This is a genomic window from Paenibacillus sp. Y916, from assembly GCF_056786435.1.
The window spans coordinates 91,357-105,262 of record NZ_JBXCJA010000005.1 but is presented as its reverse complement, the minus strand read 5'-3'; the positions used below and the strand labels follow the sequence as shown (position 1 = coordinate 105,262).

At 40.5% G+C, this 13,906-nt stretch carries 12 protein-coding genes; 7 read left to right on the top strand and 5 right to left on the bottom strand.

All coding sequences use genetic code 11. The features are described 5' to 3' along the window. Window positions 1-15 precede the first annotated feature (15 nt). Window positions 16-600: a YitT family protein gene (locus tag AC1TO9_RS13185; protein ID WP_482056026.1), complete on the bottom strand. Its 585-nt coding sequence runs from the start codon at window positions 598-600 to the stop codon at window positions 16-18. A 171-nt stretch (window positions 601-771) separates the two neighbouring features. Here AC1TO9_RS13185 and AC1TO9_RS13180 point away from each other — a divergent pair, with 171 nt between their 5' ends. Together AC1TO9_RS13180 and AC1TO9_RS13175 are read left to right on the top strand one after the other, a co-directional pair. Next, window positions 772-1,581, top strand: coding sequence for a glycoside hydrolase family 25 protein (locus tag AC1TO9_RS13180; protein WP_482059383.1), 810 nt, complete (start codon window positions 772-774; stop codon window positions 1,579-1,581). 197 nt (window positions 1,582-1,778) lie between these two features. Then, window positions 1,779-2,594 (top strand): squalene/phytoene synthase family protein, encoded by an 816-nt coding sequence (locus AC1TO9_RS13175; RefSeq protein ID WP_482056028.1) that lies wholly within the window; start codon window positions 1,779-1,781, stop codon window positions 2,592-2,594. A gap of 5 nt (window positions 2,595-2,599) precedes the next feature. Here AC1TO9_RS13175 and AC1TO9_RS13170 read toward each other — a convergent pair whose 3' ends face one another. The 3 genes from AC1TO9_RS13170 to AC1TO9_RS13160 form a co-directional block, all read right to left on the bottom strand. Beyond that, window positions 2,600-2,938, bottom strand: a complete 339-nt coding sequence (locus tag AC1TO9_RS13170) for a L,D-transpeptidase (RefSeq protein WP_482056029.1) — start codon at window positions 2,936-2,938, stop codon at window positions 2,600-2,602. 1,271 nt (window positions 2,939-4,209) lie between these two features. Continuing rightward, window positions 4,210-5,688, bottom strand: a complete 1,479-nt coding sequence (locus tag AC1TO9_RS13165; protein WP_482056030.1) for an Lsa family ABC-F type ribosomal protection protein — start codon at window positions 5,686-5,688, stop codon at window positions 4,210-4,212. Between the two features lie 299 nt (window positions 5,689-5,987). Next, window positions 5,988-7,049 carry an FAD:protein FMN transferase gene (locus AC1TO9_RS13160; protein ID WP_482059382.1) on the bottom strand — a complete coding sequence of 354 codons (1,062 nt, stop codon included), beginning with the start codon at window positions 7,047-7,049 and terminating at the stop codon, window positions 5,988-5,990. Between the two features lie 188 nt (window positions 7,050-7,237). Between AC1TO9_RS13160 and AC1TO9_RS13155 the strand changes: the two genes are divergently transcribed. Genes AC1TO9_RS13155 through AC1TO9_RS13135 form a run of 5 tightly spaced genes read left to right on the top strand, consistent with a single transcriptional unit; the run spans window position 7,238 to window position 11,662 of the window. Next, a complete protein-coding gene (locus tag AC1TO9_RS13155) occupies window positions 7,238-7,630 on the top strand; it encodes a NusG domain II-containing protein (RefSeq protein WP_482056032.1) in 393 nt (130 codons plus the stop codon). Continuing rightward, window positions 7,614-9,074: an energy-coupling factor transporter ATPase gene (locus tag AC1TO9_RS13150; protein WP_482059381.1), complete on the top strand. Its 1,461-nt coding sequence runs from the start codon at window positions 7,614-7,616 to the stop codon at window positions 9,072-9,074. Before AC1TO9_RS13155 ends, AC1TO9_RS13150 begins: the two co-directional genes overlap by 17 nt. Next, window positions 9,050-9,937, top strand: a complete 888-nt coding sequence (locus AC1TO9_RS13145; protein WP_482056034.1) for an energy-coupling factor transporter ATPase — start codon at window positions 9,050-9,052, stop codon at window positions 9,935-9,937. Before AC1TO9_RS13150 ends, AC1TO9_RS13145 begins: the two co-directional genes overlap by 25 nt. Next, window positions 9,934-10,764, top strand: coding sequence for an energy-coupling factor transporter transmembrane component T family protein (locus tag AC1TO9_RS13140; RefSeq protein ID WP_482059380.1), 831 nt, complete (start codon window positions 9,934-9,936; stop codon window positions 10,762-10,764). The genes AC1TO9_RS13145 and AC1TO9_RS13140 overlap by 4 nt, the downstream gene beginning before the upstream one ends. Window positions 10,765-10,789: 25 nt before the next feature. Further along, window positions 10,790-11,662 (top strand): UbiA-like polyprenyltransferase, encoded by an 873-nt coding sequence (locus tag AC1TO9_RS13135; protein WP_482059379.1) that lies wholly within the window; start codon window positions 10,790-10,792, stop codon window positions 11,660-11,662. 352 nt (window positions 11,663-12,014) lie between these two features. On the opposite strand, the gene AC1TO9_RS13130 is transcribed toward AC1TO9_RS13135, so the two are convergent. Then, on the bottom strand, window positions 12,015-13,787 hold the full coding sequence (locus AC1TO9_RS13130) for an acid phosphatase (protein WP_482059378.1): 1,773 nt from the start codon (window positions 13,785-13,787) through the stop codon (window positions 12,015-12,017). Window positions 13,788-13,906 lie beyond the last annotated feature (119 nt).

The window sequence follows — 13,906 nt, the reverse complement described above, 5'->3', positions numbered from 1 at the left end:
TATGTATGTCCTAGTTCATGAGCCCTTCAATGTACAAATACTAGTGGCAATTCCGCCTGAAAAAATTGAAATGACCGAGTAGAAAAAGGTTTCCCATGAAATAAGTAGTCCCCCCATTCCAATAACTAGTCCATCAATTAGAAAAATGATGACGCCAATATTCAATGGAGTATATTTGGTCAATAGTTTGGCTATGAGATCAGTTCCCCCGGTGCTTGCCTCGTACCGAAGCATGAGACCGAGTCCGGTTCCGAGAAGGAATCCTCCGAACATAGAACTTGTGAGAGGGCCTAATTCAATATAATAAAGAAAATGGTATTGAAATGGTACCAGCAACTCTATGAGTATCGAAGAAATAAGCATACCAGATAAGCTATTATAAAAAAAAATGCGGTTTTTGACCCAAGCTATAATGAAGATGGGAATGCTACAAACGATAATAACCAGACCAGTTTTGAAACCAAACATATAATTCATAATTAGCGCAATCCCAATAAATCCGCCATCTAATACTTTGAAGGGGATGAGATAGAAGTCTGTACCGATCGCAATTAACAAACTACCAAATACAATGATTCCAAATTTACGAAAAAATAACATAGTGGACATCTCCCTAGAAGGCATGTCTAATTTATATGTTAGTTTTTTCTAATACATGATTTGTATTAGAAAATAGTTGGTTATCACGGCACTGATCTACAATTCATCATATGTGAATAAGTACAGGCAATCACTAGCGAATCAACATCTAATGTATGAAGAGGTGATGATATGCAGAAGCGAAGCTTAGACCATGCACAGGGAATTGATATTTCGCATTGGCAGGGAATAATTAACTGGGAACAAGTTCGAGCAGAGGGTAAAGTCTTTACGTTTATTAAAGCTAGCGAGGGCAGTACAGTGAAGGATAAGCAATTTCTAACGAACGTACAAAAGGCCACGGCAGCAGGCTTGTTGGTAGGGGCGTATCACTTTTCAAGAGCAGCCAGTCCAACAAGTGTGAAAGCTGAGGTTGATCATTTTCTTTCAGTGGTATCTCCCGTAATAACACATATGAAACTACCTTTGGTACTTGATATTGAAACGAAGGAAGCGGGCAGTAAAGCGAATGTCGTAAGGACGGTGCGGGCATGGGTTGAATATTTCAAACAGCGAACAGGCAAGTATCCGATGATATATACATTTCCGAACTTTATAGATACGTCATTAGACGCGTCATTCGGAGATATTAAATTGTGGTATGCCTATTATAATAGCGACGGCAGCCCAATAAATCGAGGTGGTTGGAAGGAGTGGGAATTCCTGCAGTATTCTAGTTCGGGAAAGGTTAATGGAATATCAGGCGATGTGGATATGAATGAATATCGTGGGTCCGAAAAGCAACTAAGAGACAAGTACGATCCCACAATGGTGACCCCTCCACCAATAGAAACGGATGCTAAATCACCGTTGTGGAAAGAAACGGGCCGACAATGGTTGATCGATGAATTAGGAATTTCGGAGGATTGGAAGGCAACAGATGGGATAGATATTGGCACATTGGGTACAATTCTTAGTAGAGCTATGAACAATAAAAAATAAAGTAAGTGTGGTACCTCTATCGAATGCAGAAGAGGGCCTTTTTTTTTAAACTTACTTCGTAAATTCATGACCTAAGTCGTGAGGAGTTCAAGGTGTGCATCTAGGGTGAATATATTGTATGATGAATTAATCGTACACTAAATCAGAGGTAGCTGTAACTACAAGACAGCTATGAACGTTGGAAAGGAAGTGGAGTTATGAAAGAGAATGCGACATTACTTAAAGATGCTACTAAAGTACTAGCACAAACCAGCAGAACATTTATTATACCCATTAGCCACTTAGGTGCTGGACTTCAAGAGGCTGTTACAGCGGGATACCTTAGTATGAGAGCGATTGATGAGATTGAAGATCACGAGAATCTAGCTAAAGAAGATAAAGTGTCTCTTTTGCAATCGGTTTCTTCATTGTTGAAGACGAATTATACAGATGATCAATTCACATCATTATTTGAGCCGTATAAGAAGGATCTTCCAGAAGTAAGTCTGCGGCTGACAGATTGGGTTAAGCTAGCACCTGCACAAACCAAAGAAATGATATGTCACTATACTTCCATTATGGCAGAAGGAATGGCTATATGGGCTTTGAAGAACTGGAACATTCAGAATAAAGAGGATTTAGATGACTATACTTATTATGTTGCCGGATTAGTTGGAATTATGTTATCTGATTTGTGGACCTTGTACGGAGAAAGTGACGTAAATAAGGATCAAAGTGTCGCATTTGGACGCGGATTACAATTGGTGAATATTATTAGTAATCGTTCTGAGGATTCCGAGCGTGGAGTGAACTTTCATCCTCCAGGATGGAGTTTTGATGAAATGCTAGATTATGCTCGGCAGAACTTGAAGATTGCTGATTCTTATACGAGTCGAATTAAGTTAGATCCCATATATAATTTCTGCAAAATTCCTCTTGCACTTGCCAACGGAACATTAGATGCTATCGTCGCTGGTAAGTCCAAACTTAATCGTATTTCTGTACTCAAAATCGTAAGCGGAGCGGTCAGATAACCTATTCAAGGGCGAATCGTTACACGCGTGTGTATGGGAACAAGTGAAGATAGCGTAAGAACATCACTATTAAACATTCGAATACATCCGTGGGATACTGCCTTCCCAATGGATGAAGGGTCGTTCGTCCCATGAATGCCATAGTGGGGTTTGGATAACCCCATCCATAGCACGCCGAATGGACCACCCGGATTCATTTGCTTGTTAATAATGGTGAATTCACCTTGTGGAGTTTGGGTTAGCATTTTTCCGATTCCTACGGGAAAGCCCCTAATGACACGATTAGAGTCGTCGAGTAAATACAAACTTCGATCTGAGAGATCTACAATGATTCGATTCGGCATATACCTGAACACTCCTTTGATATGAATTCGAGATCAAAAAGTCTTCCTGCTATACTTCGTGATCAAAAGATGACTCCTCTATAAGGGTATGTGATAGGTGAGTTGGATGTGAATATGTAGATAAATAAGAAAGGCGCCGATCGGCGCCTTTGGTTTAGGAGTTTCTCTTTATCTCATCTTTGCGGATGAAATAACTTCACTTTCTGCAGCTGATTGCACGCGTTATCTTATATTGCTATTGCTATAGCGAGGGATCACGCAGTTAGTTGCAAATTTGTCCTCTAAATTCACCACTATTGCTCTTTCCCACACTTTAATTGCTCAAATGCATCTAATTTCTCGGAAAACCCACTTTTTTGCGATTCTCCCGATTTTAACTGTCATCTAGGCACTTAATTTTCACAAACTAACCTATTCTTCTAATTTAGCTGTTGTTTAAGCGCTTATTCCGTTCCTGTGGATCTATCTACATAGCTATTCTGCTGTGCGCTACCTCCCCCCAACGAAATAGCTGCGAAAAGTGCACTTAAAATAGAGTGAAAGGTACGGAAGCGGGAAATAGTTGCACAACCTACAGTTAAAAGTGGCGATAACGATGTAAAGTGGGAATTAGAGTAATCTAGATGTACTCTGTGCAGCTAAACTTAGCGTTAGAGGGAATTGGTCGGATTTAGATGTACTTTGTGCATCTGTTGATTAACAAAAAGGTGGAATACATCTAAAGGTCTCCCAAAAACTTATACTCTCTACTATGCTGAAAAAGCCCCCAGAATATACATTCTGGGGGCTTTGTTAAAATATAAGAAAGTATAAGTTTGACTTTATACTCTATCTTTTATATTTCCACAGAGACGGGTACCGTCCTTGAAAAAGGACAGCACAGCCATTTCTGCTTGGCTTGCAGCATAACAAGCTATATATTTAACCCCTGTCAACCAAGTTAAGATGGTTACAGTTGGTCCCTTTAGCACAGATGGGTTACAGAATAAATGACTTCCAACACAACAAAAGCCCTACCTCTCTTTTGTCCTTACGGCTCCAATGACCGCGCCAGTGTGAATCAGATACGTCCTTAAAACTCTACTTCATTAGGGTTTGTTAAAATAGAAATTTCAAACTTCATTAGGTGAAGGGTTATTCTTCTTGCGAGGAACGCTATGGGGTTAAATTTCAAAATACAAATCTAATCATAGCACAAATAAATTCGGATAGCAACCTATTTGTGCTACAAATTAAAATAAGGATTACGCCATATCCAAAACGCCATAACGTTAGAGTTCAATGATCTTTGTAGCGATGTTGTTATAAAAATTACTGTCATGCTCTACAAAAAGAATGGTTGGTGAGTATTCAAGTAGTAATTCTTCAATTTGCATGCGAGAAATAATATCGATAAAATTAAGCGGTTCATCCCAAATATGCAAATGAACGTTCTCACAAAGGCTTTTTGCAATCAGCACCTTTTTCTTTTGACCGCCGCTAAAATCTGAAATATCCTTCTCAAACTGAACTCTGGAAAAATCAAGTTTTCTTAAAATAGATTTAAAAAGGCTTTCATCAATTCCACTGTTTCTAGCGAAGTCCGTTAAATTGCCCTGTAAATGTGAGGTGTCCTGTGAAACATAGGATATTTTAAGCTGACTTCCCATCCTGAAGGTGCCAGTATAGTTGATATGATCACCGCAAATAAGTTTGATAATACTTGATTTACCGGAGCCATTTATACCTGAAAGTGCAATTCGTTCACCTTGTTCAATCGTAAAACTTATATCTGTGCATACCATCTTATCACCGTAATAAATTGAGACATGTTCAAATTCCGCAAGTTGGCTTTTATGAAAAGAAAGTTGTGAGATCTTTAAGCTGTCAGAGTCTTCAATGTTTTTAAGCAGCATAGACCTTTCATCAATTGCAGATTGCTGTCTTTGCTCAATTGTTTTAGAGCGCGTCATCATTTTAGCAGCCTTATGACCAACATACCCTTTATCTAGCTTGGAACCGGAATTTCTTGTGCCGTTTTTAGTATTTTCCACTTCGTGTGACCAGTTGCCCGTTCGTTTAGCGGCATCCGACAAGCGTTTAATGTCCTTTTTTAGTTTTTCGTTCTCTGCAAGCTCAAAGTTATCTTGTCTCTTTTTATTCTCCCACCAATCAGAGAAATGCCCCTTTTGAATTTCTATGTTCGTTTTATTAATTGAAAGTATGTGATCTACGCAGTTATCAAGAAATGATCTGTCATGGGATACTAGAATAAACCCGCTTTTGGTACTGAGATAATCACTGACAAGTTTTCTTGCACTCATGTCAAGATGATTAGTTGGTTCATCAATTAATAGAAAATGATTCTCCTTAAGAAATAATGTAGCCAATAGCACTTTCGTTTGCTCTCCGTTGGACAATGAATCAAAGGGCCGATATAAAACATCCTCAGAAACCTTTAGCAATGAAAGTTCACGCATTAATTGCCAGTGAAGATAGTCTGGAACAATGTCGTTGATCACATCGAGGGTATTACTTTCCTTGTTTTCGACAGGGAAAGGGAAATATTCAAAACTAACATGAGCAGAAATATGTCCACTGTATTCATATTTACCAAGCAACAAGCTGAGGAATGTTGTCTTCCCTCTGCCATTTCTCCCCGTAAAACCTAATTTCCAATTCGTATCGATTTGAAAACTTACGTTCTCAAATATGTTATCGTAACTGCCATCATAGGCAAAAGATAAGTTTGTAACATTGATTAATGACATAATATTATCCTCCTGTATACAAAAATAAGAGCTACAAGAAAGTAACCTTCTTGTAGCTCAAATAAATACAGCAAACCCAACCCGCGCTAGGGTTAGATATGGATATATCGATTGAGTGAAAAGAAGAAGTAACTTTCTTGCATATAAAGAATAAAACATGCGAAATAAGTCGCATACATTGTTTTATCAATTTACATGTTAGCAAGAAATATACATTCTACTTTTCAACTCCAATTCATTCATTTGCAAATATTCTATCATAGTCATTTCTTAATTTCAATAAGTAAAACCGGCTACTATTACTCTTCTTTCGAGACTAAAGTGTAATTGTCATTCGTAATTGTAAGCAAATCTTGTATACCTGAAGATGCAATGATTTTCTTATCGTTAGTAATAAATAAGGCATGAGTATGCTCTAAACTCTCAATGAATGCTAGACCTTCCTCAATACCTAAGGCGAACAAAGTGGTAGATAGCCCATCGGCATCGATGGATTTATCAGTTAAGATTGTGACACTATTAATATTGTTTTCAACCGGAAAACCTGTATTGTAGTCTAGAATATGGTGATAGTGCTTACCATTCTCCACGAAATAACGTTCATACACACCTGAGGTTACAATGGTCATATTGTCTACATGGATGTTGCCGATTGGGTTCCCACGAGATTCATCTGGATCTTGAATACCGATGGTCCATAATTTATCTCCCGGCTTCTTCCCCATAGCAAACACATTTCCTCCAAGGTCAACGATAGCGCTGCTAAACCCTTCTGATTGTAAATATTCAACGATTTTATCTGCTGCGAACCCCTTGGCTATAGAGCCAAGGTCAAGAGACATCCCTTTTTCAGTGAGATACACTTCACGCTTGTCCGGATAGAGATTTACGTTCTTATAATTGCTAAGTAGTATCGCCTCATTGATCTTATCGGTTGGGGGTACTTTGGCACCTTCATTACCAATATTCCATAGTGAAACTAGGGGGCCGATGGCCATATTGAACCGACCTTCAGAGCGTTCGGAATATTCATAAGCTGCAGATATGACATGGAAGGTATCCTCAGAGACTTGCACAGGCTTTACGCCCGCGTTACGATTAACGTCGGCGACTTCGCTCTTGTCATTACTACGGTTCATTTGAATCTCAATCGTATCGAGAATATTCTGAATATCATCGAAATTCTTCTCTGTCGTTTTATCATCGTACACTTTCACTTGAACAATCGTATCAAATACATAGAAGGATTTGGCTACAGGCTCAACCTTTGAGTTAGAGGATGATTTGGAATTTCCGCACCCTGCTAAGATGATCATCAGGCATAGCATTAGCAGCCATGGTGCATGTTTGAATGGTTTCATAATGTTCCCTCATTTTCAGCGCATTTTCGAGATGGATTATAACAAAAATAACGAGGAAAGGAAAGGATTAGCATCATTTTGACAAATAGATATAGAACGAATACGAATAAGACATTGAAGCTTTTTCAGAAGATAGGTATAATTAAGACGTGTCCATATTAAACAATTAAAATATAAGGGAGTTATCCATGAAACGCGGAGACCTACTGATTATTACGATCATTGCTGCTGTGGCTTTATTCTTCCTAGTTCCAAGATGGTTCCCCGGAGATGCTAGTGAAAATAATCACATTGGAAATTTGACGGCCGACATTACTTTGAATGGTAAGCTTTTTCAGACGATTGAGTTGACGAAAGAAGAACAAATCATCGAGATTAAATCAACGAATGGAACGAATGTTATTAAAGTGCATGACTATGGTGTGGAAATGTATGATACGGATTGCCCAGATAAAGTATGTCAAACCTTTGGATTTATTGACCGACCTAAACAGAGTATCATTTGTTTGCCCCACCGGGTTATGGTTGAAATCAATGGCGTGCAAGATGTAGGAGATGAGCCAGATGTCATTGTCAACTGAAGAATCTACTCGTATGTTGAAAAGAATAGTGATTGTAGCGATATTTGCTGCAGTAGCTGTTGTTCTCAGTATTGTAGAATCTATTATCCCTGTTAATCTTCAAATTCCAGGTGCCAAATTAGGACTAGCGAACATCATGATTCTGACCTGTTTATTTTTTTTAAGAGGTAGAGATGCACTGATGTTAGTTATATTAAAGACTATTATTACAGCTTTTATCTTTGGAACATTCTCTAGCATGTTGTTCAGTCTATTTGGATCACTATTTAGCTTTATCGTCATGTTCATGGTGATTAAGTTAGGTCGTAATCAAGTCAGTTTAATTGGAGTAAGTGTTATAGGCGGCGTCGGACATAATTTCGGACAAATTACAGCGGCGTCGATTGTTTTCCAAACATCGAATATTTATTATTATATGCCATTGCTATTGTTGACAGGTCTTGTTACTGGTGTGTTGATTGGAATTGCAGTCAAATACCTAGTACCTTCTTTAACGAAGCTATCTTTATTTGAGGAATTTCAGGGTGATGGTTTAGGCAAGCGCCAGTATACAGGAGATGAACCTGAAGCTGTAAATCTAGAGCATAGAGACTCGATCACCATGCAAGGACAGAACGGTTCAGCTCTTGAACTTCAAGATGTAACCTATGGATACGCGAAAGATCAGCTCGTTATAGACGGTGTATCATTAAGCATTCCACAAGGACAATGGGTGACTTTGGTCGGAGCGAATGGCTCTGGCAAATCAACACTCGTCAAGCTTTTGAACGGTCTTCTTCCGAAAAGCACAGGATCCATCGTGGTGAAGGGACTAGAACTGCAATCAGATACAATCGGGAGAATTAGGCAGACGATAGGAATGGTCTTCCAGAATCCAGATAATCAATTTGTCGGTACGACGGTTGAAGATGATATTGTTTTTGGTCTTGAGAGCCAATGCCTTCCTATAGAAGTGATGGAGGAAAGGGTGGAAACCTACGCCGCAAAGTTTGGAATTTCCGACTTGTTACACAAGCACCCGAGTGAGTTATCAGGGGGGCAGAAGCAACGTGTAGCCATTGCATCTATATTAAGCATGGAGCCGGAAGTGGTTATTTTTGATGAAGCCTCTTCCATGCTAGATGAGAAGACTCGAAATGATCTGATGATTATTTTGTCTGATATGCATAAGAGTGGACGGTATACAATTGTTTCGATTACGCATGATGCGCAGGAGATTGCGGCTTCAGAGCGAGTGCTCATATTGCACGAAGGTAAGCTAATTGCAGATAGAACACCAACGGAACTATTTCGGGATGAGTCTATGCTAGAGATGTGTCATTTGACAGCTCCATTTGCCTTTAGGCTAAGAAATGAGTTGTATAGGCATGGAGTAGACATTCCAGTTCCTAGTGATGAAGAGGAGCTTATAGAGGCGCTATGGCCATTACATTCAAACAAGTGAATTATGAGTATGATGCTAACAGTATGTGGAGTCAAGCCGCCCTCGAAGGGGTCGATTTGCATTTAGAGGCAGGTAAGTTAGTAGGCATAGTTGGTGCGACAGGTTCTGGCAAATCGACATTGTTGCAGATGTTCAATGGAATATTGAAACCGACCTCAGGAACTGTTCAGGTACTTGATCTTACGATGGTAGCCGGAGAGAAATCTCCAAAGCTTCAGCAATTGCGTAAAAGAGTCGGGCTTGTCTTTCAATTTCCTGAACAGCAATTATTTGAAGATACGGTGGAGAAGGACCTATGCTTCGGCCCTATGAACTTCGGATTAAGTTTGGAAGAAGCAAAGGAACGCGCACATGTAGCGATGGAAAGAATGGGATTAGACTTGGACTTACTCTCTCGTAATCCGTTTCAGCTGAGTGGCGGACAAATGCGCAAGGTAGCGATTGCTTCGGTACTCGCTATGGACCCTGATATATTAGTGCTCGATGAACCGACAGCTACGCTCGATCCAGTCAGTAGAGCAGAACTTATTCAATTGTTATATCGTTTGTGTCGGGAGGAAGGTAGAACGATCATAATAGTCACGCATCGGATGGATGAGTTACTTCCTTTTGCAGATCAGTGGATAGTTCTACACGAAGGTAGAACGGTATTTCAAGGGGGCGTACGAGCCTTCGTTGCACAGGCGGATCAAATGGAGAACTACGGAATAGCTATTCCAGAGTCTATCCGTTATTGGCGTGCGCTGTCTGAGAAGTTCGGATGGAGTGAAGAAGAACCTTGCTTGAGTGCAGAGGCTATGTCCAATAGGATTGCGCAATCGGTTGACTCAGAGGATGTACAAGGGGAAGAGGGATCGGTATGAGCGAGAAATTGCTAATCGGCCGAACTATTGATACAGGATCATGGGTGCATAGCCTGGATCCTCGTGCGAAGATGATTGCGATGCTTCTGTATGTTGTTATGATCATTATGTCTAACACATGGATAGAAATGGTTTGTATGCTTCTGTTCTCGATGACAGTCATAGCTTCAACGCGTATTCATATAAAGTATTATGTTCGAGCTGCTAAGCCATTATGGATATTGATGGTCTTTATATTTATTGTTCAGTGTATAAAAGTTGTGGATAAGAATGGAATCGTACTCATAAGTATTGGTTCATGGAATTTATATCTAGAAGGATTTCGCTTAGGACTATTTGCTGTCTTAAGGATGGTGTTCCTTGTGTCTTTCACAGCGATCCTAACATTCACAACGACACCGGGACGCCTTAACCAGGGGCTTGAGGGTGTGCTAAAGCCACTTCACTGGATTAAGATATCTCCTGACCGTCTTACGCTTATGATTAGCATAGCCCTTCGATTTATTCCAAGTATTCTAGAGGAAACGCATATTATACTCAAAGCCCAAGCCTCAAGAGGAGCAGATTTAAAGGAACTCCCGTGGAAAGAGAAAGGGAAAATGTTGGTTTCTTTGCTTGTACCTGTAACGGTAGGTGCATTTAGAAGGGCGGAGGATCTAGTTCACTCCATGGAATCAAGAGGATTTCGTATAAGAGAGCCACGAACAAAGTATCACCGTTTGGTATGGAGGAAGAGAGACACCTTATTTATTAGTTTATTTATCATCATGGTCATTGTTGTTGGATGGATATCAAGTTCTGTAAGTGGAGATATTTGGACGTTCTAAAAAGTCGTGGAGATGAAAGAAGCAGATGGATTTTAAAAAGGTGATTTATAAAGGTAAGCAATTTGGTGAACTAGTGATGTTCTCGCATACATTATTTTCACTACCTTTTGCGCTTATTTCAATGGTATGGGCTGCGAGCGGCTGGCCTTCTTGGTGGGTTATGATCTGGGGGTTAATTGCCCTAGTCGCTGCTCGAAACGGAGCCAACGCCTTCAATAGATTGGCTGATCGTTGGTTTGATGAACAGAACCCGCGGACGGCATCAAGGCATCTGCCGCAGAGGTTATTGCAGACGAGAGAAGTTTCTATTTTTGTTATTATTAATTACATTTTATTTGTATTCGCGGCATGTATGTTAAACCCGTTATGTATGATATTATCACCTGTAGCGATTCTTCTGATTACCGTGTATTCATACACGAAGCGGTTTACATGGCTCAGCCATCTATATCTCGGGTTCGTGATCGCATCCGCTCCAATAGGAGCATGGTTTGCCGTAACAGGGCAGTTCGCCTTTACACCCTTTGTGTTAGGAACAGTTGTCATGCTTTGGATTGCTGGGTTTGATGTTATATATGGAACACAGGATATTGAGTTCGACCGTACTCATGGGTTATGGTCTATCCCTAGCTTCTTCGGTCTGAAGTCAGCGCTTTGGATGGCCAAAGGAATGCATGCCATTATGGTGTTGTTGTTATTGAGCCTCTATTTCTTCAGAGATTTGAGTTGGATGTATCTGATTGGATTAGGCATTGCGGCCATACTGCTCATGGTGGAGCATGGCATTATACAACCGAACAAACCTACATTAATGAAAGTTGCCTCGTATCATTTAAATCAAGTCATCAGTATGGTTATTGTAGCTTGTACTTTATTAGATTTCTTTCTAGTGTCTTGATTAAACCGTTCATTATATATCGAAAGATGGGCTATCCCATAAGGAGCCACTGAAAAAGCCAGTTCACATTTGTGTGGGAGGCCGCGACGATGACGGATTGTCCTTACGATCGCAGAATAAGAATAAGACAATTCTCCCGGTTTTAACTGTCATCCGTGCACTTATTTCTTGCAAGCCAACCTATTTTGCTAATATAAGTGTTGTTTAGTCACTTATTCAGTTCCCGTGGATCTTAGCACGGAATTTACCTTAAAGGTCTCCGTAGAAACGTATACTTTTACTATGTTAAAAAAGACAAAGATTGTGAATCCTTTGTCTTCTTTATCCGGTATATTAGGTTAGCTATCTTAAGTTACTTGGTTACTTTTAACTGAATGCTGTTGGATTTGTAGATCAATTCTACTTTATACTGGCTTGGCAAACCAACGGTTTCAACAGAAGAGAATGCGCCATCCCGTTCATTAAACGTGATAATCGTGTTACCATTAACGGGAATATAATTTTCCGTGAAATTTAGGCGTAATTTTCCGTTGAGTGTTGCCACTTTATTGATTTTGAGCAGATCAGTTTTACTACCGATGTTAAGCTCGAGTGTACCTTGCGCAGATTGTTTATAATGTTCACCGATAATCAGTTGTCCGGCGACATCTTCCCGGAGAGTTCCTCCGTTGTTCGTCACACTCGCTGCTCCGAAAGCTGTCTTCGAATGACCTTCTAGTGTACCTTCCTCAATCTGTGTTCCTCCAGAATACGTATTGTTGCCTTCGAGCTTCAATTCGCCGGTTCCCTTTTTCGTCAAACTTCCAATGCCAGAAATATCGTTACGCCAGCTATCTAATGCATGGAACCCGCCTTTTTTAGAATCCATGGTCACTGTTACGTTATTAGCAAATGCGCCATAACCATCTGCAGCCGCAAAGAGATTAAGACGTCCCCATCCCTCTGCATCATCAAGCACGGGGTAACCTGAGGGAAGACCCGTAGTAGCTAGTACCCAACGGCGCTGGATGTTATCAAGGTAAGGAAGACGTGTTTCAAGCAGTACTTCAGCTCCTTTAGGAACGACCATTGGCGAATTTATAGAGTCAACCTTGCTGAAGCCATATGTTAAACGTTCGGTATAGCTTTTTTTGTTCATGGCGTAATCGCTGTATAGATCCGTGCTTGTACCGGTTTGCGTTAATAGTTCACTGTGTGCTTCCTGATAAGCGGCCTGTTTCAAACTATCATTGTCTGGATCAGATAGGATAGCGGCGGACACCGCAGTTGCCATGACGCGTCCTCCGATGACATCAAGCGGTGAATGCATCCCGGCAACAATACGATTGTTACCAACCTCTGAAGCGCGAGTTAGTAGTTCCTGATAACGCTCTGGCACGGCATAGGCTAGCGCGTAAGCACTGAGATATGCGGCATTCGTATGACCGCTAGGAAATCCGCCATCCTTACTTGGGTCAGAATTTTGCACAGGAATGAGTGTCGAAACTACGAGAGAGTTGTCGACCCAACGGAACGGGCGGGGATAATTAAAGTACGCCTTAGCTGGATTTGTCGTGGAAAATTCACCGCGTAAAGTATTAACCAACCCTACCATGTTACCCAGACTAGAGTCTGTGCTACCTGCGTTGTTGCCTTCATCACTGTATTTTTGCGTTGTGGCATCTGCTGCGACATCATTGATCGTTGTGGTAGCTTCTGCTTTAGCTCGGTATGTATCAGCATGCGAACCCAGACCGTCGATCACGCTGTAGCTCTGCTTTCTGCGGTCATCCAAGTATGCTGCATCAGCCTCAGCGGCAGTGCGGCGAGTATACGTGTTAAACACTTTTAGAATATTGAGATTCAGGACGCTATCGTTCAGCTTGGTACCCGTATTCCAGGTCGATCCCGCAGTCCACAGCTTATTAAATCCGGATAGTAAGTTGATTGTCGGATTTGAATCTACTGTTGAATTATCCGCTTTATTATTTTTGTAATTATCTACAAAATACCCCGCAGACGGTGCTGCTGGTAAAGTAACTGTTGTGGGAGGTGTTGCCGCATTAGCGTAACTTCCCCCTAGGGAACTTAGAAGTAAGGGTACAGATAGCACAGCTACGGTTACTTGTTTCTTTATTAATTTCATTCTTGAATCATATCCTCTCTAGTTGACAATCTAGATATGAATTATATATCTCGATTGTTAACTGGAGAGCATACTTTTGTTAATTTAAAAATTAATGAGAAGAAAGGGGTAGAATCAAG

Excerpts from the sequence above, each read along its gene's own strand:
- AC1TO9_RS13145 (WP_482056034.1), top strand. The coding sequence starts at position 9,050 with ATGGCCATTACATTCAAACAAGTGAATTATGAGTATGATGCTAACAGT.
- AC1TO9_RS13135 (WP_482059379.1), top strand. The coding sequence starts at position 10,790 with ATGGATTTTAAAAAGGTGATTTATAAAGGTAAGCAATTTGGTGAACTA.
- AC1TO9_RS13185 (WP_482056026.1), bottom strand. The coding sequence starts at position 600 with ATGTTATTTTTTCGTAAATTTGGAATCATTGTATTTGGTAGTTTGTTA.
- AC1TO9_RS13155 (WP_482056032.1), top strand. The coding sequence starts at position 7,238 with ATGAAACGCGGAGACCTACTGATTATTACGATCATTGCTGCTGTGGCT.
- AC1TO9_RS13160 (WP_482059382.1), bottom strand. The coding sequence starts at position 7,049 with ATGAAACCATTCAAACATGCACCATGGCTGCTAATGCTATGCCTGATG.
- AC1TO9_RS13165 (WP_482056030.1), bottom strand. The coding sequence starts at position 5,688 with ATGTCATTAATCAATGTTACAAACTTATCTTTTGCCTATGATGGCAGT.
- AC1TO9_RS13130 (WP_482059378.1), bottom strand. The coding sequence starts at position 13,787 with ATGAAATTAATAAAGAAACAAGTAACCGTAGCTGTGCTATCTGTACCC.
- AC1TO9_RS13150 (WP_482059381.1), top strand. The coding sequence starts at position 7,614 with ATGTCATTGTCAACTGAAGAATCTACTCGTATGTTGAAAAGAATAGTG.
- AC1TO9_RS13180 (WP_482059383.1), top strand. The coding sequence starts at position 772 with ATGCAGAAGCGAAGCTTAGACCATGCACAGGGAATTGATATTTCGCAT.
- AC1TO9_RS13170 (WP_482056029.1), bottom strand. The coding sequence starts at position 2,938 with ATGCCGAATCGAATCATTGTAGATCTCTCAGATCGAAGTTTGTATTTA.
- AC1TO9_RS13175 (WP_482056028.1), top strand. The coding sequence starts at position 1,779 with ATGAAAGAGAATGCGACATTACTTAAAGATGCTACTAAAGTACTAGCA.
- AC1TO9_RS13140 (WP_482059380.1), top strand. The coding sequence starts at position 9,934 with ATGAGCGAGAAATTGCTAATCGGCCGAACTATTGATACAGGATCATGG.